This is a genomic window from Arthrobacter sp. JDC6 (assembly GCF_056484025.1).
This window is the reverse complement of record NZ_CM151278.1, coordinates 3280158-3301419: the sequence shown is the minus strand read 5'-3', so window position 1 is coordinate 3301419 and position 21262 is coordinate 3280158. Positions and strand designations below refer to the sequence as shown.

25 protein-coding genes are annotated in these 21262 nt (G+C 67.2%); 11 read left to right on the top strand and 14 right to left on the bottom strand.

The window, feature by feature from the left end; all coding sequences use genetic code 11:
- Nucleotides 1–2: 2 nt before the first annotated feature.
- Nucleotides 3–335 (top strand): hypothetical protein, encoded by a 333-nt coding sequence (locus ACV095_RS15300; protein ID WP_018770439.1) that lies wholly within the window; start codon nt 3–5, stop codon nt 333–335.
- Between the two features lie 11 nt (nt 336–346).
- Here the strand turns inward: ACV095_RS15300 and ACV095_RS15295 are convergent, their stop codons facing one another.
- Nucleotides 347–988 (bottom strand): TetR/AcrR family transcriptional regulator, encoded by a 642-nt coding sequence (locus ACV095_RS15295; RefSeq protein ID WP_478222197.1) that lies wholly within the window; start codon nt 986–988, stop codon nt 347–349.
- Between the two features lie 51 nt (nt 989–1039).
- Here ACV095_RS15295 and ACV095_RS15290 point away from each other — a divergent pair, with 51 nt between their 5' ends.
- Nucleotides 1040–1480 (top strand): nuclear transport factor 2 family protein, encoded by a 441-nt coding sequence (locus ACV095_RS15290; protein ID WP_134165586.1) that lies wholly within the window; start codon nt 1040–1042, stop codon nt 1478–1480.
- A 13-nt stretch (nt 1481–1493) separates the two neighbouring features.
- Nucleotides 1494–1952 (top strand): nuclear transport factor 2 family protein, encoded by a 459-nt coding sequence (locus ACV095_RS15285; RefSeq protein WP_056393334.1) that lies wholly within the window; start codon nt 1494–1496, stop codon nt 1950–1952.
- A gap of 9 nt (nt 1953–1961) precedes the next feature.
- Here the strand turns inward: ACV095_RS15285 and ACV095_RS15280 are convergent, their stop codons facing one another.
- The 4 genes from ACV095_RS15280 to ACV095_RS15265 form a co-directional block, all read right to left on the bottom strand.
- Complete coding sequence (locus ACV095_RS15280; RefSeq protein ID WP_478222196.1) at nt 1962–2336, bottom strand: GNAT family N-acetyltransferase; 375 nt, start codon at nt 2334–2336, stop codon at nt 1962–1964.
- The gene (locus tag ACV095_RS15275) at nt 2333–2599 is read right to left on the bottom strand and encodes a PfkB family carbohydrate kinase (protein ID WP_018770434.1); all 267 of its coding nucleotides are present in this window, start codon (nt 2597–2599) and stop codon (nt 2333–2335) included. The genes ACV095_RS15280 and ACV095_RS15275 overlap by 4 nt, the downstream gene beginning before the upstream one ends.
- Nucleotides 2600–2695: 96 nt before the next feature.
- Nucleotides 2696–3049 carry a hypothetical protein gene (locus ACV095_RS15270; protein ID WP_478222195.1) on the bottom strand — a complete coding sequence of 118 codons (354 nt, stop codon included), beginning with the start codon at nt 3047–3049 and terminating at the stop codon, nt 2696–2698.
- An 8-nt stretch (nt 3050–3057) separates the two neighbouring features.
- Nucleotides 3058–3783: a hemerythrin domain-containing protein gene (locus ACV095_RS15265; RefSeq protein WP_134165589.1), complete on the bottom strand. Its 726-nt coding sequence runs from the start codon at nt 3781–3783 to the stop codon at nt 3058–3060.
- Between the two features lie 199 nt (nt 3784–3982).
- On the opposite strand from ACV095_RS15265, the gene ACV095_RS15260 reads away from it, so the two are divergent.
- On the top strand, nt 3983–4873 hold the full coding sequence (locus tag ACV095_RS15260; RefSeq protein ID WP_478222194.1) for an alpha/beta fold hydrolase: 891 nt from the start codon (nt 3983–3985) through the stop codon (nt 4871–4873).
- On the opposite strand, the gene ACV095_RS15255 is transcribed toward ACV095_RS15260, so the two are convergent.
- Nucleotides 4851–5576, bottom strand: a complete 726-nt coding sequence (locus ACV095_RS15255; protein ID WP_478222193.1) for an SRPBCC family protein — start codon at nt 5574–5576, stop codon at nt 4851–4853. The two genes, ACV095_RS15260 and ACV095_RS15255, sit on opposite strands and share 23 nt — an antisense overlap.
- Nucleotides 5577–5673: 97 nt before the next feature.
- Nucleotides 5674–7263, bottom strand: a complete 1590-nt coding sequence (locus ACV095_RS15250; protein WP_478222192.1) for an alkaline phosphatase D family protein — start codon at nt 7261–7263, stop codon at nt 5674–5676.
- A 202-nt stretch (nt 7264–7465) separates the two neighbouring features.
- On the opposite strand from ACV095_RS15250, the gene ACV095_RS15245 reads away from it, so the two are divergent.
- Nucleotides 7466–8248 carry an SDR family oxidoreductase gene (locus ACV095_RS15245; RefSeq protein WP_018770428.1) on the top strand — a complete coding sequence of 261 codons (783 nt, stop codon included), beginning with the start codon at nt 7466–7468 and terminating at the stop codon, nt 8246–8248.
- A gap of 88 nt (nt 8249–8336) precedes the next feature.
- Here the strand turns inward: ACV095_RS15245 and ACV095_RS15240 are convergent, their stop codons facing one another.
- Entirely contained in the window at nt 8337–8675 is a 339-nt protein-coding gene (locus ACV095_RS15240) for a hypothetical protein (protein WP_223994356.1), read from the bottom strand.
- Between ACV095_RS15240 and ACV095_RS15235 the strand changes: the two genes are divergently transcribed.
- From ACV095_RS15235 to ACV095_RS15215, 5 genes are all read left to right on the top strand, one after another.
- Nucleotides 8659–9063: a hypothetical protein gene (locus tag ACV095_RS15235; RefSeq protein WP_478222191.1), complete on the top strand. Its 405-nt coding sequence runs from the start codon at nt 8659–8661 to the stop codon at nt 9061–9063. The two genes, ACV095_RS15240 and ACV095_RS15235, sit on opposite strands and share 17 nt — an antisense overlap.
- Nucleotides 9064–9424: 361 nt before the next feature.
- Entirely contained in the window at nt 9425–10273 is an 849-nt protein-coding gene (locus ACV095_RS15230) for an esterase/lipase family protein (RefSeq protein ID WP_223994365.1), read from the top strand.
- A gap of 88 nt (nt 10274–10361) precedes the next feature.
- Nucleotides 10362–11042, top strand: coding sequence for a class I SAM-dependent methyltransferase (locus tag ACV095_RS15225; protein ID WP_134164611.1), 681 nt, complete (start codon nt 10362–10364; stop codon nt 11040–11042).
- A gap of 155 nt (nt 11043–11197) precedes the next feature.
- Entirely contained in the window at nt 11198–13921 is a 2724-nt protein-coding gene (gene mgtA, locus ACV095_RS15220) for a magnesium-translocating P-type ATPase (RefSeq protein WP_478222190.1), read from the top strand.
- Between the two features lie 123 nt (nt 13922–14044).
- Nucleotides 14045–15724, top strand: a complete 1680-nt coding sequence (locus ACV095_RS15215; RefSeq protein WP_478222189.1) for a GAF domain-containing sensor histidine kinase — start codon at nt 14045–14047, stop codon at nt 15722–15724.
- 15 nt (nt 15725–15739) lie between these two features.
- Here the strand turns inward: ACV095_RS15215 and ACV095_RS15210 are convergent, their stop codons facing one another.
- The 3 genes from ACV095_RS15210 to ACV095_RS15200 all read right to left on the bottom strand — a co-directional run bounded on the left by ACV095_RS15210 (nt 15740) and on the right by ACV095_RS15200 (nt 17461).
- Entirely contained in the window at nt 15740–16426 is a 687-nt protein-coding gene (locus ACV095_RS15210; protein WP_478222188.1) for a response regulator, read from the bottom strand.
- 134 nt (nt 16427–16560) lie between these two features.
- Nucleotides 16561–16887 (bottom strand): hypothetical protein, encoded by a 327-nt coding sequence (locus ACV095_RS15205; RefSeq protein ID WP_134164607.1) that lies wholly within the window; start codon nt 16885–16887, stop codon nt 16561–16563.
- Nucleotides 16888–16900: 13 nt separating this feature from the next.
- Entirely contained in the window at nt 16901–17461 is a 561-nt protein-coding gene (locus tag ACV095_RS15200; protein WP_478222187.1) for a hypothetical protein, read from the bottom strand.
- A 405-nt stretch (nt 17462–17866) separates the two neighbouring features.
- On the opposite strand from ACV095_RS15200, the gene ACV095_RS15195 reads away from it, so the two are divergent.
- Nucleotides 17867–18574: a hypothetical protein gene (locus ACV095_RS15195; protein ID WP_056393356.1), complete on the top strand. Its 708-nt coding sequence runs from the start codon at nt 17867–17869 to the stop codon at nt 18572–18574.
- Between the two features lie 46 nt (nt 18575–18620).
- Here ACV095_RS15195 and ACV095_RS15190 read toward each other — a convergent pair whose 3' ends face one another.
- The 3 genes from ACV095_RS15190 to ACV095_RS15180 are packed head-to-tail and all read right to left on the bottom strand — an operon-like array spanning nt 18621 to nt 21079.
- Nucleotides 18621–19385, bottom strand: a complete 765-nt coding sequence (locus ACV095_RS15190; protein ID WP_478222186.1) for an alpha/beta fold hydrolase — start codon at nt 19383–19385, stop codon at nt 18621–18623.
- Between the two features lie 24 nt (nt 19386–19409).
- Nucleotides 19410–20675, bottom strand: a complete 1266-nt coding sequence (locus tag ACV095_RS15185) for a flavin-containing monooxygenase (protein WP_478222185.1) — start codon at nt 20673–20675, stop codon at nt 19410–19412.
- Between the two features lie 2 nt (nt 20676–20677).
- Nucleotides 20678–21079, bottom strand: coding sequence for a TfoX/Sxy family protein (locus ACV095_RS15180; RefSeq protein ID WP_478222184.1), 402 nt, complete (start codon nt 21077–21079; stop codon nt 20678–20680).
- Between the last annotated feature and the right edge of the window lie 183 nt (nt 21080–21262).

Genomic DNA, 21262 nt, shown 5'->3' with positions numbered 1-21262 from the left:
CCGTGCCGCAGTGGGATCTGGGAATTGCCGGCCTGTTATTGCTGGCGGCCATGTCGCTCGCCTTCGGCCTGCTGGCCCACCTGATTGTCGGCAGGCACGTGACCCGCTGGCTCTGGCTCTACGCGGCCCTGGCCTATTTCGTTGCCGGAATCCTGGTCAGCGAAGCCTGGTTCGGCTGGGCTACCGAGGAGGAGCTGCAGCCGAACATTGACGGGCTGTCCTTCGACGAAGTGCAGCTGGTGACTCTCGCCGGCCTCATCGCGGCGCTCACTGCGAGGTTCATGCTCCGGAGGAAAGGCCGCGCCGGAGGATCCGCAGGGAAGCCAGCCGGCTGAAGCCCTGACCGCTACTTTGCCCGGACGAGCGCACCGATCCACGTCGCGGCGAGCCAGGTTGAGAACCTCTCGTCGCTCCAGCCGCGCTGCCCCACCAGCTGGGCCCACAGGGTGCCGTCCATGGTGGCGAACAGCACGTCCCTGCATTCCTCCTCGCTGACGCCCAGCTGGCCGGTCGCAGCCGCGGCGTGCGCGTAGCGGGTGGCCACGTCCAGGCGCCGGTCCGCCCACTCGGCGAGCATGGCGGCGGCGTCGGGCTCGCTCGCAGCAGCTCCGGTAAGCGCGTCCAGGAGCGGAAAGATGCGGCGGTTGCTCGCCGTCACGAAGACGGCGTGGCGGCGGATCCTCTCCGACAGGTCCGGCTCGGCCAGGATGGACTGCATCTCCTGCCGGTCATAGAGCGCCACGTCCGCTTCATCCCCCCGGAAATCGACATACCAAACGTGCCTGAGCAGCGATGCCTTGGTGCCGAACGTGGCGTATACGGTCTCGACGGAGACGCCGGCGCGCGCGGCCACCTGCTTGATGGTGGTCTGGCCGTATCCCTGGGCAATGAAGAGTTCGTTCGCCGCCGCGATGGTGGTCCGCCGGGTTTCTGCAGCCTGCTCCTGGCGGCGACGGGAATCGTACTGCCTCTTGATCTTCCGTTCCATTGGATGCATTATAGCTGTATTCAAAACAGTATGACTGTAATGGAGTTGGTCATGTCCACCGAAACGGATGCATTCCTGGCCGAAATGATTCCCCGCCAGCGGGCCGCGGACGCCGCCATCCACAACGGTGACGTCGCCCCGCGCATCGCGCTTTGGTCGCAGGACGATCCTGTGACGCTCTTCGGGGCGCGGCTCAGCGGCACCGGCTGGGCCGAGGTGGAGCCGATGTTCCACAGTGTGGCCTCGTGGTTCACGCACGCAGACTCCTTCGACCTGGAGATCATCGCTGCCGGAGCAAGCGGCGACCTCGCCTACACCGTGGGCTACGAGCACACCTCCGCCACCGTCGACGGAACGCCGCGCCAGTACACCTTGCGGGTAACGCACGTCTACCGCCGGGAGGACGGGAACTGGCGGATCGTGCACCGGCATGCGGACTTCCCGCCGGGGGAGGCCACCGTTCCTTTGCCTGGCGCCCGGACCGGCACCTAAAGGCGGGCGGCCCATGCACAAGGAAGTCATGCACAAAGAAGCCATGCACAAGGAAACGGACGCGTTCCTGGCGGAGATCCTGCCAAAGCAGCGGGACATGACTCTGGCGCTGCACAGGGGAGACGTGGCACCCCGCCTGGCCCTGTGGTCACACCGGACCCCCGTGACGTTGTTCGGTGCACACATCTCCGGAGCAGGCTGGGCGGACCTCGAACCCAAGTTCCGCCAGGAGGCCCGCCGGTTCACGGGATCTGCCGGATCTGAGTTCGAGCTCGTCGCCGCAGGTGCCAGCGGAAGCCTCGCCTACACGGTCGGCCTTGAGCACAGCAGCGCCGTGGTGGATGGCATCCCCGCCGTCTACACGATGCGCACAACGCACATCTACCGCCGCGAAGAGGGTGCCTGGCGGATCGTCCACCGGCATTCTGATCTCCTGGCCGATCAAGACTCCCAGCTGGCCACGAGGGTTTAGCGGGCAGGCTCAGCCACCGAGTTCCAGCGTAAACACCCACAGCAGCACGTCCTCGCCGGGCACATGCCAATCCCGTTCCGGCGCACGGCGGAAGCCCAGCGACCCGTACACGGCGTGCGCGCGCTCCATGAACGTGGCGCTGGTGATGCTGATGGCCCCGATGTACGGCTGGCCGGCGAATGTCAGCGTCACCGCTGCCACCACCTTCCCGGCGGACTCCGCCACCCACACCTCGGCATGGGCGGCGCGGTGCTCCACGTCTTCCAGCACGCCCATGTAGGGATGGTCTGCCGCGAAGTGCCCGGCCCGGAGGTACGCGTCCCGGGTGATGCGCATGACCTCGGGAAGGTCCGACGGCGCCGCCCGCCGCAGTGTCACGCTCACCGTGTGTCCACGGCCGGGGCAATCCGCTCCAGATAGTAGCCCAGCCGTGCCAAATCGGGCTGGGAGGAAGGGTCGCCGACAGCGTCGGCACCCACCAGGTTGGCAGCAGAAAGTGCCGAGGTGTAGTCCAGGCCCCGCTGCAGCGCCAGGACCAGGGCGGCGCAGAACGCGTCCCCGGCGCCGATGGTGCAGGTGTTCTGGGCAAGGGATTCAGGGAGTGGCCGGCAGACGTACGGAGGGATCTCGAGCGGAGTCGGGAGCACTTCCTGGGCCCGGCAAATTTCGGACGCTGGGATGCGGTCCAGGCAACGACGCATCTGCTGCGGGCCAGCGACGTCGTGGAGGCAGTGCGGCTTACTTCAGCCCGGCGGGCGCCCGTGCCGGAGGTTCCGGGCATGGAGGTACACCATCAGCACCAGGAGCGGAACGTGGATGGCGGGCAGGTTGTGCGCGAACCATCGCGGCAGGTAGATGTCGGTGACGGAGCCGCGCTCGGCGCCGTAGCGCTCCGCGAGTCCGGTGAGCGGACAGCGGAACCCGTTTCCGGCGAACACCAGTGATTCGGCGGCAACCACGGCGGCCGCCCACCCCACCCGCCTGTCCGTGCGGCCGGCCAGGCCGCTGTAGAGCACGTAGATGACGCAGGACTCGATGGAGAACCACGCCAGTGTGTGGACGGCCCTGACCGCCGCCACCGCAGCTTGGCGCCGCAACAGAACGCCTACAGCGTCTCGGGAACCGGGCGTCCGGGGAACAGCGTTGAGTACTGTTTCCGGTACATCCGCCGTCCCACCAGGCGGTAGGCGAGCCGCACAGGGGGAGGGATTTCCTTGAACAGTTCTTTCCGGTCCGCAGGCGGGTTGGTAGCCAGCACCATGCCGAGGTAGCCCACCAGGAATTTCTTGTCGAGTTCCTGGATCCCGTGCTGCCCCACCGCGGCAGCTTCCTTCTCCGTCATCACCCTGTCAGCAACCGGCATCATCTCCGTGACCTCGCGGCGCAGATGTACGTTGAGGACGCCGGACAGGTCTTCATAGCGGGCGGCGAGTTCCGCGCCGGACTCCTCATCCGCCGTCTGCATCCAGCGCAGCCGGACCGGCTCGATGGCCTCCAGCCTCTGCGTGACCTGCCTGTGCTGCTCAAGCATCTGCCCCACATGCAGCGCGCATGCCGGTGCCCGCTCCTTCAGCTGCGGGTACATCAGGAGGTCTTCGCCTTCGTGGTGGATATGCAGCACCTTGTCGAAGTTGCCCAGCACTTCGCCCGCGTAGGCTGCCCGGGCAGTGTCGCCGGCGGCGGCGGAGCGCACCAGTCCCGGCGCCTCGCCGTAGGCCCAGAGGAAGAACCGGTGGATGCGCCGCATCGCTGCCGTCCCCGCGCACAGGACGGGTCCCGCCGGCAGGGGAGGCGCCGTCTCGCCGGGCTGCATTGTGAAGAAGTCGGTCATGTGCGTGGCCCTTTCCAGTCTCGCGAGACAAAGGACCTCTCCCCGGGAGCATCGTAGCCCCGGGCTCCACGGCGCACAACGGCTTTGCGGAAGTACGACGGCGACGGACCAGGCCTTAATGCGCGCAGGGCCGGGTGCACCCGGAGGGGCTGCGCGGCAGGTCCTGACACCGGTACTACTTAAGTAGTAAATTAGGTTCATGGAAGGCAAGGTCGCTGCGATGCCGGAGCTTGATGGCGTCACCCACAGATGGATGAACATCCGCGGCATCCGATTGCATATCGCTGAGGCAGGTAGCGGGGATCCCCTGGTTCTCCTGCACGGCTTCCCGCAGAACTGGTGGGAATGGCACGGCGTGATGCCCTTGATGGCCAGACATTACCGGGTGATCGCGCCGGACCAGCGGGGTTTCGGCTGGAGTGATGCACCACAGGGCCGATACTCAGCCGGGTTGCTGGTGGAGGACGTCATCGGACTCATGGCAAAGCTTGGCATCAGCCGAGCCCGCTTCCTCACCCACGACTGGGGTGCCATCGTGGGGCAGCTACTCGCCATGCAGCGGCCTGATCTTGTTGAGGCACTCATCGTTACAGGTGCCCCCGACGTCCACATCAGGCCCAATGCCCGGCTGGTTTTGGTCTTTCCCAAGCTGTGGCACGCCTTCGCCCTTGCCGTTCCATTTATCGGCCCGCGGATCCAGCGGAGCCGGAGGGTGATGCAGCACCTCTTCACAGCATTTGAACCCGCAGGGGGCGTATCCGAGGCGGACATGAACCTCTACAACGCAGCAGCCGCAAAGCCTGCCAGGGCAAGAGCGGGCTCGGCACTCTACCGCGGCACCATCCTGCCAGCCTTCCTGAAGATCATTTTCGGGGTGTACGGCCGGCGCGACTTCACGGTCCCCACCCTCGTCCTTATCGGGTCCATGGAACCATCGGCCACCCTGCAACGGATGGGCCACCGCCGCGGCCGGGGCGGAAACGTCACCACCGAGATCGTCCCGGGTGAGGGGCACTTCATCGCCGACCACCGGCCGGAACTGGTCTCCGGCAGAGCTATGGAGTTCTTCAGGACTCCGCGCGCTGCTTGACCCCGCGGAGCACGCCAACTTCCATGTAGTGGTGCAGCGGGTCGCCAATGAAAAGGTCGACGGCGCGTGCCAGCAGCATCGCGCCCGGAACGTTTTGGAGGGTGAAGGCCAAAGCCCGGGTGGTCATGGGAGCGTCGGGCCCGGCACCGCGCGCCGCGGCGCTCAGGTACCCCTTGCCGCGGTACCGGATGATCAACCGGGTGCGGTTCCCCGGCAGGGGCCGCAGGATGAACTGTTCTCCCGCCACCAGGTGCCGGTTGGGCTCAAGCGCGGTGACGGTCGCGTACACGCCCCCGCCATACGGTACCTTGTCGCCCACCTTGAGGCCCTGCAGTTCCGGGTGGATTCGGGTTGCAGACTGTTTGCCCTCGACGTACCGGGCATGGAACAGGGCACGCTCGACCCGGTCATGCGTGTAGAACCCGGCGCGGTAGATTCCCATCTGCACGATCCACGGCCACACGCGCTCGGGCGGGGCGTCGATGCTGATGGCCCTGGTGCTCTGGATCACCGGTTGGGGCTCAAGGTCGTCGCCGGGCAGCCGCTCCACGGCTTCCGTGCCCTCGGTTCCCCAGCGCAGCATGGCCGGACGCCACAGCAGATACGCCGTGATCTGTACGCCGAGCGACGCCGCCAGGAGCTGCAGGCGCCTGCGCCGATTAGCTCCGCCGTCCGTCCGTCGCAAATATCGCAGTCCGGCCATAGCCGCAACATGCCACGGGACCCCCGGCACGCAAAGTGCCGAAGGTCCCGCCGCCCGGGCCACGCAGGAAAGTCACGCAAACGCCCGCCGCGAGGCGTCAGGCCCGCGCCTGCAGCCCCGGCACGCCGTCGCGGATCTCAAAGGAGGCCTTCGTGGCAACGGGTGCGCCCGGCGTCGTCACGTGGTCCAGCACGCGGAAGTCCGCCGTGATGGAGTCCCTGGTGATGCGCGTGTTCACATAGCCGCGGTTGTCGTTGTAGAACTTCAGGTGCGGGTTCCAGGCCATGGTGGCGTCCGTGGTGGAGCCCGTGCCGTCACCCGTGGAGGTGATGGACGTGCACACCAGTTCCGAGCCCACTACGGGGGAGGCGGGGTCCTTGTAGTCCACCTTCACGTCGTTGGCCCAGTGGCGGTGCACATCGCCGGTGAGGACGACGGCGTTGCGCACCTTCGCGTCGGTCCAGCCCTGGGTGATGCGGCGGCGGGAGGCCGCGTACCCGTCCCAGCCGTCCATGGAAACGTCGTCGATCTCCGGTGCCTTGTTCCGGTCGCGCTCGGCGAAGAAGACCTGCTGGCCCAGGATGTCCCACCGCTGCGTGGAGTTCCTGAATCCGTCCAGCAGCCACTTCTCCTGCTCGGCGCCGGTGATGGTCCGGTTTTCGGCGAGCCGCTCTGTGACGTTCTTCTTCCAGCCGTCGCCGGCAAGCTGGTCGTCCCGGTACTGCCGTGTATCCATCATGTGGAAGTTGGCCAGCTGGCCCCACTGGATGCGGCGGTAGATCTTCATGTCCGGCCCGGCGGGGAGCGAGGACGGGCGCAGCGGCATGTTCTCGTAGTAGGCCTGGAAGGCTGCGGCGCGGCGCTGCCGGAAGTGCTCCACGCTGTCGTTCAACTGGGCGGCGTCCTGGTTCTCCGGAACGTCGTCCGCCCAGTTGTTGTCCACCTCGTGGTCATCCCACACCACCGCCCAGGGTGCGACTGCGTGCGCTGCCTGCAGGTCGGCGTCGGCCTTGTACTGGGCGTGGCGCTGCCGGTACGTCTCCAGCGTGATGGTCTCCGGGCCTTCGTGGTCACGGGGGTTCCCTCCGCCGATCACGTAGCTGCCCTTCTTGTATTCATAAAGGTAGTCGCCCAGGTGCAGTACCAGGTCCGGGTGGTCCTCCGCCAGGCGGCGGTACGCGGAGAAGTAGCCGTGCTCATACTGCGCGCAGCTGGCGAACGCCATGGCCAGCGCGGCGGGCGTCTCGTGCAGGGCAGGGCTGGTGAGGGTGCGGCCCACGGGGCTGACGTACTTGCCGGTGCGGAACCGGTAGAAGTACTCGCGGCCCGGCTGCAGGCCGCGCAGCTCCACGTGCACCGAGTGCGCGGTCTCGGTGCGTGCCTGCTCCACGCCGCGGGCCACCACCTTCCGCATGCCCTGGTCCACGGCCACTTCCCACTGCACGGCCACCGGGCGCGACGGCATGCCGCCCAGCCCGTCCTCCGCCACCGGGTTCACGGCCAGGCGGGTCCACAGGACGAAGCCGTCCGGCCACGGCTCGCCCGACGCGATGCCGAGCATGAAGGGATCGGTGCGAAGACCGGCGTCGTCCGCGGTGGAAACGGCGACGGCGGCACTTGGCAGTGCGGCGACGATGCCGGCTCCGATGCCGGCGGAGATGAGCGTTCTGCGGGAGATGTTGTCCATGGCTTCCACGCTATTTCCAGCTGTTGGACAGGTTTCGAGGAGGATATGAATGGCCGGTTAACGGCGTGACAAAACCTGTTGATGGATCCGCCGACCCTGGAGCCAGAGCGGGATGCGGCGCAGGGCCTTTGGACTCTGGCCCCGACGCGGGGTCGCAGGCAGAGTGGCTCACAACCCTAAGAAGCCAGGGAAAGAGGACATCATGCCCCGCACCTCCGTCGTCACCGGCGCAGCCTCCGGCATTGGCAAAGCCACCAGGGAACTGCTTGAGCAGCGCGGCGAACGCGTCATCGGGGTGGATCTCCACGATGCCGAGGTGGTGGCCGACCTGTCCACCGCCGAGGGACGCGACGCGTTGCCGGATGCGGTGAGGAAGGTCAGCGGCGGCAGGATCGATGCCATCTACGCCAATGCCGGCCTCGCCGTTCCGGCCCCCGCCACCGTGGCCGTCAATTTTTTCGGGACCGTGGCAACGCTGGAAAGGCTCCGGCCCCTCCTGGCGGGGTCGGACGCGCCACGCGCCGTCGCGGTCTCATCGATGGCCGCCCTCCTGGCCAGCGACAGCGAGCTTGTTGCACTCCTGGCCGCCGGGGATGAACCGGCGGCCATGGCCCGCGCCGAGGTCATGGCCAAGGAACCAGCGACCACGGGCCAGCTCATCTACGCCTCCACCAAGCTGGCGCTCTCCCGCTGGGTCCGCCGCCAGGCCGCCACGGCAGAGTGGGCCGGCACCGGGATCCCCCTGAACGCGGTGGCGCCGGGCGTCATCGCCACCCCAATGACGGCGGACCTGATTGATACCGAAGAGGAACGAAGGTCGCTGCTGGAAGTGGTCCCGATGCCGCTGAACGGCATCGCCGAGCCCATTGTGGTGGCCCGCCTGCTGGCCTGGCTCAACAGCGAGGAGAACACGCACCTCTGCGGGCAGATCGTCTATGTCGACGGCGGCAGCGATGTTGTCCTGCGCGGCGACTCGGTGTGGTGAGTCTCCGGGGACTCGGACTTTAGTCCCTGTTCTGGACTAACCCTCAGGCGTAGCTTGAAAGTGGTTCCCGCAACCGCGGGGCGAGCAGTCAAGGGGGCGTCATGACCAGGCCCAGGCATTCGGCACTCAGCATTCTCGGGTTCAGCAGCCTGCTGCTCCTTACGGGGTGCTTCGGCCCTCCCGCCCCGGCCCCTTCCAGCAGTTCCCCGGCCCCCAGCCCCACCGCCAGCAGCGCCAGCCCCAGCGGCGCGTCCCCAAGCACGACGGCGAGCCCCACCGCATCGGCCACCCCCACCGCCCCTGCCAGCACCTCAGCCGCGCCCACCACGTCAGCCGCCGCTCCGCCGTCGTCCGCTCCTGCCAGCCCGCCGCCCACGGCGGAACCGACGCCCACCGGGCTGCCCGAGCAGGTGGCCCCGCTGACCATCTACTACGTGGCCGTGGGTGACAACGGCGTCTCCGGGCCCGCGATCGGCTGCGGTGACAGCCTGGTGGCCACCACCACGGCTCCCGTCCGCTTCACCGACCAGGTGGGCCCCAGCATCAACACCCTGCTGGCCAACAAGAGCCGCGACGTCGGCCTGTCCGGCCTCATCAACGTCCTGTACCAGTCGAGCCTGACCTATCTTGGTGGCGAGTTGAACGGCAGCACCATCACCATCTGGCTTTCCGGGCAGTTCATGCTCGGCGGCGTGTGCGACATCCCACGCGCCAAGGCCCAACTGGAATACACGGCCATGACGGCATCCGGTGCCACCAGCGCGCAGGTGTTCGTCAACGGCCGTCCCATCGACGAGGTTCTGAGCCTCAAGTAGCGATCCTGGGCAGAACGTACGACGGCAGACCTGTACGCCCGGCCGAGAGTCTCACGCCATCTGCACATTCGTGCAGTTGGGGCGGTGCTGTCGGAACGGTTCCGGCTCCAAAGGCCATGGGGGTTTCGGCCGCGCTTAATAGCTACTCACCAGTAACAATGAATATCCCGGCGTGCTGGGGCCGGCCGGGTTGCGGTGGGCCGGACGCGGACCAATTCCCCGCACGTTCGTGCAGGCCGGTCCACCTGCGGGTCCAGGCTGCCTAGCATTTCTAGGACCGCACCCCGGGCACCGGCAGGCACACCGCCGCTGGCACCTGGGGCCGCGGAACCCCTGCTGACACGCGAACAAAGAGGTTTATATGTCACTGCTGAAACGCGCCCTGTCCGTCGCCGCAGCCGCCGTCCTGGCAGGCTCGCTCTCCGCGACTCCCGCCCAGGCCGACACCCTGGACATCGCGCCGCCGGGCGCCAACGACTGGTCCTGCAAGCCCTCCGCCGAACACCCGTACCCCGTGGTCCTGGTGCCCGGAACCTTCGAAAGCATGGCGAAAAACTGGTCCACGCTTTCGCCCTACCTCAAGAGCGCCGGATACTGCGTCTTCGCCCTCAATTACGGCGAGACCAACGGCGTCTACGCAACCGCGCCGGTGGCCGACTCCGCGAAGGAACTCGCCCCGTTCGTTGATGCCGTCCGCGCCGCCACGGGTGCGCTGAAAGTGGACCTGGTGGGCCACAGCCAGGGCGGCATGATGCCGCGCTACTACATGCACCTGCTGGGCGGCGCCAAGTACGTCCACCACCTGGTGGGAATTGCGCCTTCCAACCACGGCACCCAGGGCCTGATCGTGCCGCCGCCGGATGCCGTCCCGGATCCCGCCTACACCACCCTGGGCTGCGCAGCATGCGCGGACCAGCAGGCCGGGTCGGCGTTCATGCAGGAACTCAACGCCAAGGGCGATACCGTCGCCGGCCCGTCGTACACCGTGATCTCCACCGTTTATGACGAAGTGGTGATTCCCTACAACAGCCAGTTCCTGGCGGGACCGGCCAGGCAGGTCACCAACATCACCATCCAGGACAAATGTCCTGCCGATGTCTTCGAACACGACCAGACACCCAACGATCCCGTGGTGCACCAGTTTGTGGCAAACGCGCTGGGCCAGGCCTCCGGCCCTGCGGACCCCGCGTACCAGCCCAGCTGCCTGTAGCCCGGACCGCCTTTACCAGCCGCGCCCGGCCCCGGCACCCACGCGCCGTGCCATGATGAGAGCCAGACAGTCCCCAGGAGGTATCCGGATGGACCGCACACCTGGCGGCACGGAGGGCGGGGTGGGGCCGGGCCCGCTGCAGCATCCATTCTTTGCCCGGGCATTTGCCCGGGCCGTGGGTGGCATGGACCGCCGCGGGGCAGCCGACCACCGCCGCCGCGCCCTGGCCGGCCTGCGTGGATCAGTCATCGAAATCGGGGCCGGGGCCGGCTCCTCCTTCCCGCTGTACCCTCCCGCCGTCACCCGCGTCCTGGCCCTGGAACCCGATGACTACCTCCGGGCCCTGGCGCAGAAACAGGCCGCCACGGCCAGCGTCCCCGTAACGGTGGTTGCCGCCGCCGCAGAGAACATCCCCGCGGAGACCGGCAGCGCCGACGCCGTGGTGGCCAGCCTGGTTCTCTGCAGCGTCAAGGACCAGGCCGCCGTGCTTGCGGAGATCCGCCGCGTCCTGCGACCCGGCGGAACACTGGCCTACTACGAGCATGTCCGGTCCCGGCACCCGGTCCTGGCCAGGGCAGAAGACCTCCTGACCCCGCTTTGGGGCCGGTTCATGGGCGGATGCCACCTCAACCGGGACACCCTCGCCGCCATCACCGCAGCAGGCTTCACGGTCCAGGACAACCAGCGCTTCGGCTTCGCCGTGCAGCGGCTGAACCCTCCGCTTGCCCACATCCTGGGCACGGCCACCAGCCCCGGACCACCGGGCTGACGTGCCCCCCTGGCACGCCGCACTGATATGTCATTGAGCGCCTGAACGCCCCGGTCCGCCTGGCCAACCTCGACCCTGGGCCCTTGGCGAGGCCACGCCGTCGTACCCTTGCCCTAAGCTAACGCCACGAAAGCAAACGTCCGAACGGATGCGGCATGACAGAGCTCAATGTCCGGGAGCGGAGCTCCCTCCAGCTGCCGATCACTGACGCCGCGAGCCTGACATCCGGGCAGACGCTGGCGCACCTGGCCTCCGGCCCGGACGGCCTGCCGGAGGAGGAAGCCGCCGCCCGCTTTGGCAGCCTTGGCCCCAATGCCGTCCGCACGCACCGCGCCAACGCCTGGGCCGTGCTGGGCCGGCAGTTCGCCAGCCCCATCCTCATCCTTCTGCTGGTCACCGCCGGGCTGTCCCTGTTCCTGGGTGACGCAACCAACTCGATCGTCATCGGCGTGATCCTGCTGGTCAGCGTGGGCCTTGGCTTCACCAACGAATTCCGCGCGGAGCGGGCGTCCGAGGCGCTGCACGACCGTGTCACCCACCGCGCCGTGGTCCTTCGGGGCGGAACCACCAGGGAAGTGGACGTTACCGCCCTGGTGCCGGGCGACGTCGTCCATCTCTCCCTGGGTGCCATCATCCCCGCCGACATCCGGCTCCTCGCCACCAACAACCTGCTCTGCGATGAAAGCATCCTCACGGGCGAGTCCCAGCCCGCCGCCAAGGACCCCGCTCCCGTGGCCGCAGGCGCGGCACTGGGCGACCTCGCCTCCTGCGTGTTCATGGGCACGGTGATCCAGTCCGGCAGCTGCACCGGGGTTGTGGTGGCCACCGGTGGCCGGGCTGAGTTCGGCCGCATCGCGCTGGGCCTGGGGGAGAGGCAGCCGCAAACCGAGTTCCAGCTGGGACTCAGGCGCTTTTCGTTCCTGCTGCTGCAGGTGGCGATGGTGCTCACCACGCTGATTTTCGTGGCCAACCTGTTGCTGCAACGCCCGCTCATTGAATCCCTGCTGTTCTCGCTGGCAATCGCCGTAGGCATCACCCCGCAGCTGCTTCCCGCCGTGGTGAGCACGTCCCTGGCCACCGGTACCCGGCAGCTGGCCAAGCGGAAAGTGCTGGTCAAGCGGCTGGTGTGCATCGAGGACCTGGGGGACATGGACATCCTGGTCACGGACAAGACCGGCACCCTGACGGAGGGGCGGATCAGTTTCACCAGCGCGCTTCCGGTGACGCAGGACGTTTCCGAAGACGACCTGCTCACTTTGGGCCTGCTCGCCACGGAGGCCGACTACTCGGAAGGAAATGCGTCCCCGGCAGGGCAGAACCCGCTGGACGCCGCCCTCTGGGACAGCCCCGGCGCCGCCGCCTTTGAACCGAAGCGTCATCAGCGCCTGGACATGATCGGCTTCGATCACCAGCGCCGCCGCACCACCGTGCTGGTCCGTGAAGACGGCGGCCCCGCCCGCCTGGTGACCAAGGGCGCCCCCGAGGACGTCCTCGCCTTGTGCGGACCAACCCCACCCGCGGTGCAGGCGCTGTTGGACGATCAGTTCGACGCCGGCTCCCGGGTGGTCGCCGTGGCAACCCGTCCGGCTGCAGACCTGGTGGAGCTGGCCCCGGCTGATGAGCATGGGCTGACGCTGGCCGGGTTCCTCGTTTTCCTGGACCGGCCCAAAACCAACGCCAGGCAGTCCCTGGACCTGCTGGAGGCCCTGGGTATTTCGGTAAAGATTGCCACCGGGGACAACGCCAAGGTGGCGGAGAAAGTCTGTGCCGACCTGGACGTGATCTCCGGCGGCACCCTCACCGGTGCCCAGGTTGAGCAGATGTCCGACGCCGACCTTGCCGCCGCCGTGCGGACAGCCACCATCTTTGCGCGCGTCTCGCCCGAACAGAAAGCGCGCATCATCGGCCTGCTGCGCCTCAGCGGCGGCTCCGTGGGCTTCATGGGCGATGGCGTGAACGATGCCCTGGCACTGCACAAGGCGGACATCGGCATCTCCGTCGACACGGCAACGGACGTTGCCAAGGACGCGGCCGACGTCGTCCTCCTGGACAAGGACCTGGGAGTGCTGGCGGACGGCGTGATGGAGGGGCGGCGGATCTTCGCCAACACCATCAAGTACGTGCTGATGGGCACGTCCAGCAACTTCGGCAACATGTTCAGCGCGGCAGCAGCCTCCGTGGTACTGAGCTTCCTGCCCATGCTGCCGGGCCAGATCCTGCTGAACAACCTGCTGTATGACTCCGGGCAGCTGGCTATTCCGGGGGACCGGGTGGACAAGGAGCAGCTGCGGGCGCCGTCCCACTGGGACATCGCCTTCATCCGGCGGTTCATGCTTCTCTTCGGGCCCATCAGTTCGCTGTTCGACTTCGCCACCTTCGCTCTGATGCTGTTCGTGTTCACTGCTGTGCCGGGGGAGTTCCGGGCCGGCTGGTTCATCGAATCCATCGCCACCCAGACGCTGATCATCTTCGCCATCCGCACACGGCGTGTTCCCTTCCTGCGCAGCCGGCCGTCAGCCGGCCTGATTGCCGCGTCGCTCGGCGTGGTGGCGCTGGGAATCTTCCTGCCGCTCTCGCCGTTGGCCGGCCTGCTCGGCTTCGACCCGCTGCCTGTCCCGTTCTTCCTGGCCCTGCTGGGCATGGTGGTGGTGTATCTGGTCCTGGTGGAACTGGCCAAACGATGGTTCTTTGCCCGCAGCGCCCAGCAGCTGCCCGCCCCGCCACCTCCCGTCAAGCGCCGGCACGCCACGCACCACATCGCCCGCAGGGCCTCCAGGTACAGCATCCCGGTCAAGGTCCCTAAGCCCGCGGTCCCCTCAGGCGTGCCAAGGCTTGGGCGGCGCAAGGCGCGGCAGGGGAGATCTGTCCGTAACCCATAACCCTTGTGGCGACGCCGGGGTTAGCATGGAGGAGAGAGAAGCTGGGGCTTTCGCTGAGATGTTCAAAGCAGGGTGATGAAGGCCGCCTTGGATCATGCTGTTCGAACTTTGGGGTGTACTCTCATGTGGCGTGAACCGATCAGGCGGCGGACCCGGGAACTTCTGCGGGAGTTCGTAGAACGGGCTGATGACCTTGTCCGGGCACAGGAACACGTTGAAGGCCTGCTCGGTGCAGTGGTGTCCCTGACCGAAGACCTCAGCCTGGAAGCAGTGCTTGACCGGGTGGTGCAGTCTGCTTGCGAACTGGTGGGAGCGCGCTACGGGGCTCTGGGCGTCATCGGTGATGACCAGCAGCTCAGCCACTTCATCACCGTAGGCATCGATGATGAGGGAGCCCGCCTCATCGGTGACCTTCCAACCGGCCACGGAGTGCTTGGCGAACTGATCCGCGAACCCAAACCACTGCGGCTCCACGATCTCGGCGAACTTCCCATTGCCGTCGGTTTCCCGGCCAACCACCCGCCGATGAGCACGTTCCTGGGTGTTCCGGTCCGTGTCCGGGACGAGGTCTTCGGGAACCTGTACCTGACGGAAAAAATCGGCGGGCAGGATTTTTCGGGTGAAGACGAAGACCTGGCTGTAGCCCTGGCTTCTGCTGCCGGCGTGGCCATCCAAAACGCCAAGTTGTTCGATGACAGCAAGCGGCGCCAAAAATGGCTTGAGGCGGGCATGGAGGTCAGTGACTGCCTGAAGGACCGGCCACGCTCGGATACCGAAAACCTGGACATGATCGCGGAACGGGCCGTTAAGGCCTCCGCTTCGGTCCTGGGGGTAATCGCATCCGCGGGCGGGGACGGAACCGTCAGGTGCCGTACATCGGTGGGCGTGCAATCGATGCCTGGCGGCCAGGAATTGCCAGCCTCTGACGTGTTATCCGAAGTTCTTGAAAGCGGGGAGTCCAGGGCGCTGGCAGACCCGTCCCTGGTATTTGACCATGAGCTGGCAGAGAAACTCGGGCCGGTCCTGGTTGCCGCCCTGGGAAGCAACAGTGACGGACACCGGGACAGTGTGCTGATCCTGGCCCGGGGGACCGGTGGAAGCCGCTACACGGACGTGGATGTTGAGCAGAGCGCCGTGTTTGCCTCGCGGATCGGCCTGACGCTGGACCTGCTCAAGGCAAACCAGCTGCGGGAAGAGCACGCGTTGTTCATCGACCGCGAGCGGATTGCGGCGGACCTGCACGACCTGGTCATCCAGCGGCTGTTCGCAGCCGGGTTGAGCATCCAGGGCCTGCGCCGCTACACCTCGGACCCCGTTGCCCATGAGCGCCGCATCGCCGATATCACCACTGAACTGGATGACTGCATCCACCAGCTCCGCGACACGATTTACTCACTGCAGGCCAGGAAACCCGACCGGGAACTCCTCAGCGGCCGCGTCCTGCGCGCCGTGCAGGAAGCAGCCAACGCCGGTGGCTTCCTGCCAAGGATCCAGCTCTCGGGCCCGGTGGATGACATCGTGGACGAGGAGGTGGCCGAACAATTGTTGCCGGTGCTGTCTGAAAGCGTCAGCAACGCCGTGCGGCACTCGGGCTCTGAAGAAATTTACGTCCTCCTCGCCGTTCAGGACGGCGACGTGGTCCTCACCGTCCAGGACCATGGCTGCGGATTTGCCGATCCCGGCCGGATCAGCGGACTGAACAACATGAAGAGCCGGGCCAGCCGGCTGGGCGGGACCTGCACCATTGAGAGCGCCCCCGGCCAAGGCACCAGCGTGACCTGGCGGGTGCCCCTTCCGGCCTGACGGCGGCGTGCCCTCTCAGGACAGCATTTCCCACGCGCGCGGGATGGGAGCCGGGATCAACGGGCTGCGGCGCCGGAATCCCAACTTTTGCAGTACCGAGGACACAGTGCCAACCACCGCATCTTCGGGGAGCACCAGCTCCTGCCCGATCTGCCGGTTTGTCAGGCCGCGGGCCATGAAGGCAAGCACGTTCCGCTCCCTCCCTGTGAGGCCTTGCAGCCAAGAGGCAGAGGCGGCTGCGTACAGGCTTTCGGCAACCCTTTCCCGGACCTCCGGCCGGAATAGTGATGCGCCGGCGGCGGCACAGCGGATGCTGTCCACCAGATCTTTGTTGTTGCTCACCTGCTTGAGGACGTACCCGGACGCGCCCGCCAGCACCGCCGCCCGCACGGCATGCTGTTCGTCCCAGCCGGTCAGGATCAGGCATCGGACCCCGGGGGCCGTGGCGCGGAGGTCGCGGCAGACCTCGATCCCCGTTCCGTCCGGCAGCCTGTCGTCCAACAGAGCGATATCGGGTTTCAGGCTGGGGATCAGGCGCCGGGCCTCTGCGGCCGACCCGCTCTCGCCGGCAATCGTGAACCGATCATTTTCGAGCAGGTCCTTCAGGCCCCGCCGCACCAGTTCATGGTCATTGAGGATGAAGATCCGGGCGGTCCCGGCTGGGGACTGAAAGACATCCCGGGGTTCTGCGGGTGTTTCCATGACGACGCTCTCATTGATTCGACGCCCTCCCCGGCTGCCCGTCTGATGCAGCCGCCCCGGTCGGAAGGATCCTCGTTCAATCATTTCGCGTCCCTCTGCTGTGCCAGCAGGGCCAAAAGTCCGTTCCTGATTCGTCACCAGCCGAAGCCACGGGGAGCCAATGGCCCGGCTGCCTCCTGAAGTTGGCGAAGGGCGCTGCAGCCAGAGCACCTCATGGTGTCTCCGGCCCCCTTTGCCCTGACCCACCGGTGCGATTCCTCCAGCCGGTACTCAAGCCAGCCCGAAAGCTTTTGCAGCCGGTTGAGTGCCACGCTGGCTTTCTCCCAGGAACTCCAGCGTCCCACGACGGCACCGTTGTCCTTGAAAATGACGTTGCACCCGCCATCGCCAATTTCCGCTGGGGCCTGGCCGCCAGGCGCTTCCTGACCGTACACGGCCCTGTACTCTTCAGAAGTTGCCACGGTGCCTCCCTGATCAGGCAGCTTTGGTTTGCGGGCGGGCGAGAAACGCCTCCAATGACTGGAGGGTGATGGTTGCGTCAGTGAAGGCCGGGCTGCCATGCGGGTGCAGGCGCTCCAGCAGGCCACCGTTGTATCGGAGGCGTCGGAGGGCGGTGGACACGGCACGGATGGCGTATCCCAGGTCGCCCTGGTGCCGGAGCAGCGCGAGCGTCATGCCCTGCATTGATGCCAGTGCGACAGCAAGCACGTTTGCGTCCAGCTGCCGGCCCGCGGCCCGGTGACGGCGCAGCTGGGCGGCAAACCCGTCCCAAACCTCCCGGGCCGCAATCCGGGCCACTTCCGTCCGTGCATCCTTCTCCGCCAAACCGCGTCCCACCAGGTCCGCATGAAGGCATTCGAACCTGCTGCTGAGCTCCCCGGCCCTCCCGCCGGCTTCGCTGCCCGGGGATGTTGAGGGTTTGAAATTGGCAGGATGCAGGAGCATCGCCCGACGGCGGGAGGCGTCCTCCCGCGACAGCCGCGCGGGCTCCAGTGGCGCTTTCAGGGCGGGACGGAGCGTGCGGATTTCAGGCATGCTGGTCCTTTCAAAGTGCAGCGAGCTTGCAGCATGTGCCTGCGGGGGCATCATCTGCGGTGACATGCGGGAATGCCTCAGCGGCAAGGGAAGTGTGTGCAAGTGAACTGTGTGCAAGGGAACTGGGTCTCAGGGGAGGGGCGTCAGGGGGAAAGCCACTCCGGCCTCGCAAACCTGAGGACCCGGACGGCGCCCCTACAAGGATGCCAAGGGTCTGGGGTCCCGCTGTAGGGCTGAAAGTCCCGTCATAGGGGAGGACGGGTACAGATTCCCGCGTGGAAGGTTTGGAGGTTTGGTTCCCTTGGAAGGCGGGGGCTTTGTGCCCTGTTTCCGGTTGCGGGGCCGGCCCTAGCCTGAAATCAGCAGGGCGGCGTAAGGCCGCCTGCCGGATCCGGGAGGCACACGGTGAAATCGGCGAACGCAAGCATTATTGCAGGCCTTGTCCTTATTGGGCTGGGTGGGCTCTTACTGCTGGACCGGCTCGGCGTCATGGACACGGCAGCTTTTGTCGCACCGCTGATCTTCGCGGCCATAGGGGTTTTGTTCCTGTCCCTGTTCGTCCAGCGCCGGGAGAACTGGTGGGCGGCCATCCCCGGTTCCGTGTTCCTGGGCCTGGCAGCGGTCATCACCACCACGCAGCTCACCAACGGCGCATGGGGTGCATCTTTCCTCTTCCTCTTCATGGGTGGCGGGTTCGCCGCCGTGTTCCTCCGCGAGCGCACCAACTGGTGGGCCCTGATCCCGGCGGGCGTCATGTTGACGCTTGCTGTCATCGTGGCACTCCCGCAGGAACTGCAGGGCATGCCGACCGCGGCCGTCCTGTTCCTGGGCCTGGCAGCCACCTTCGGCGCGCTCTCCCTGGTCCCGGTCCGTAGCTCCGGGCACGCTGCCGACCACCCCAGCGAAAGGATGAGTTGGCCGCTGATCCCCGCGGCGGTCCTGACGGTCATGGGTTTGATCTTTGCGCTCCAGGCCACGGTGGTGTTCATTTCCCTGGACTTCGCCTTCCCGGCCATCATGATCCTGGCGGGAATCACGCTGATGGTCTACGCCTACGTCGCCCACCGCGACGGACGGCAGAAGACGCACGGCCCCGGGCCCCGGGCAGGCTAAGGGGCCCAGCGGGCCGGTGGGCCGGCCGGTGAGCCCATGCGGGCCATCAGAGGACCGCCTCCGCCCGGGTCCAGTGCCCACGCAGCAGTGCGGCGACCCTCTGCGGCTCAGCCCGGTGCGGGGGGTCGAAATGGTGGCGGCCCGGGAAGACTTCCAGCCGGTAATCGGAAAAGACGCGGGACAGCCGGGCGGCATTGTCGCCCTGCTCGTCCGGACTGCTCATGCCGCCCAGCACAAACAGCACAGGTTTCGTGAAGGAGGCAAGGCGGCCGCGGTCCAGGTCATAGGTGTTGAACGCCTGGAGGAAGGCGCTGATGCCTGCCGGCCGCTTGGCCATCCACGGCGGCGGCGGGCCGGGCGGCGGTGGCGGCAGGACGGCGTCGGGCTTTACCTGCAGCCTCATGAAGGCCGGCATGAACTCGTCCTGCGGCAGGGCGGACAACTGGCCGTAACGCTGCCACAGTTCGGTGTGGGCAGGGCTCCAGTCCCAGTTTCCCGCCCAGGCCGGCTCAAGCAGCGCCAGGCTGCGGAGCCGTCCGGGATGTGAGGCGGCGAGGGCCAACGCGGCAGCTCCGCCGCCGGAATACCCCACCAGGTGGAAGGTGTCCCAGCCATGGGCGTCGGCCTCGCGGAGCACGCCGTCCCCCTCTGTATCCAGGCTCCATCCCGGCGGCGGGGCATCCCCGGCGTAGAGCTCCAGGTCCTTGGCGATGGCGTCCACTCCGGGTCCCAGGACCTGCAGCAGCGCGCCGTAGGCGGGGCCGGCGGGAAGGACGCTGCCGGGAAGCAGGATCACGCGGAGCGGTTCCATGGCATTGTCTTTCGCCGGCGCCGGTCAGCGGCGCGCTGCCAGATGTCCGGTCACGTACTCGGCGTCCGGGCCCGCCCCCACGAGGGTGGCGGAGATATGGCGCGTGAGCCAGGGGAGCCCGACGGCGTACAGGCCCGGGTGCTCCGTCACGCCTTTCGTGTGGCGCGGGTAGTTCCACTCGTCCAGGAGGGGAAGGTCCAGCATGCTGAAGTCCAGCGCGTAGCCCGTGCACCAGATGATGGAGGTGATTCCTTCCGCCTTAAGGTCCAGCCGGGCGCCTGGCTCTGCCGGCAGCCAGTGGTCTTCCTCCGGCACGTCCGCCGCCGGAGCGTCGATCCCGGCAGCCTTGATGTACGCATCGGACAGCCGCCCCAGCCGCTGCCCGAACCCTGCCTCAACCAGTGCCAGGCGCTCGGCGAGGTCGTCGGTGAAGACGAGGACGCCGTCGTCGATTCCCTCGAACCGGCCGTGCAGCCGGACGCCGCGGCGTCCCAGTTCGCGCAGGTGCACGCTGTGGCCGCCGTCGTTGCCGGACAGCAGCGGATTGCACATGAAGCGCCCGGCGGGGGAGGGCAGCCCGTCCACCTGGAGCGCGTTGATGCCGTACTCCGGGCCGTGGACGTTCACCTCCACGATCCAGTGGAAGATGTCCTGCCCCCGGTACCGCCGGGGCGCCTCCGGGCAGCTGGACACGGACAGGTGCACGGTGCGGCCGGCGTCCAGCAGGTCCTCGGTGATCTGGCCGCCCGATTGCCCGGTGCCCACCACCAGCACCGCACCCTGCGGGAGCTGGGCGGGGTTGCGGTAGTCGTGGCTGTGCAGCTGCAGGACTTCGGGGGAGAGGCCGACGGCGGCAGGCGGGGTCCGTGGGCGCTGGAAGGCGCCGCTGGCCAGCACCACGTTCCGGGCGGCCCACGTGCCCCGGTCCGTTTCGAGGGTGAACCCGGCATCCGCCGGGGCGATCCGGGTCACCGTCGTGTCCAGCTCCACCGGGGCATGGATGTCCCGGGCGTAGCGGCGGAAGAAGTCGATGGTGGCGTCGCGGGAAATGAACCCGTCCGGTTCGGGTCCGTCGTAGGCCTTCCCCGGCAGGGAGACTGAAAAGTTGGGGGTGTTCAGGTAAAAGGAATCCCACCGGTCCTGCCAGGCGCCGCCCAGGGCGGGCCGCTGCTCCAGGATCCGGTGTTCCACGCCACGCTGCGACAGCCAGTAGCTCGTAGCCAGGCCTGCCTGTCCGGCGCCCACTACCACCGTGTTGGTCTCATGACGGGAAACCGCGGGGGCGGACATGGCTACTGCGCCGCCTTTGAGGTCCTGGACGCACGGGCTTTAGGTTCCTTGGGCTCTTTGGGCGGCAGGGACGCGACGTAGTCCAGCGCCTTCCCGGCCCAGGCCCGCGCCCGGGTGTCATCGCCGTCGCCCTCTTCATTCCACATTTCCGGCAGCCCGGTGTATCCGCCCATGGGCCGCTCGGCCGGCCCGAACGGCACGGTCCGCTCGGACGACTCCAGCACCTCCTTGTCCTTCGGGGAGAGCTTCACGCCGATGGTGGAACCGAACAGCCCGGCGAACATGTTGCCGTTGACGAACGCGCCAAGGTTGCCGAACATCGGCTTCACCACCACCCCCGGATGGTCGGGAACCACGCGCCGGAACCGCTCTTTGTCTTCCTCGGTGGCTTTGGGCATCTCCATGGCTTCATCTCCCGGTGGCAGGGTGTATCCGCAGGATCTGGATGCAGGATATGCCTATTCGGAGGCGGGGTCGAGGGTCCGGGATGCATGCGCCCAGCCGGCAATAAATCCCGTCCTGAGCAGGTCAAACTTCCCGGCGGAGTGCTATATATAGCTCAAGGCAACTATTTTGTGGCTGCCCCG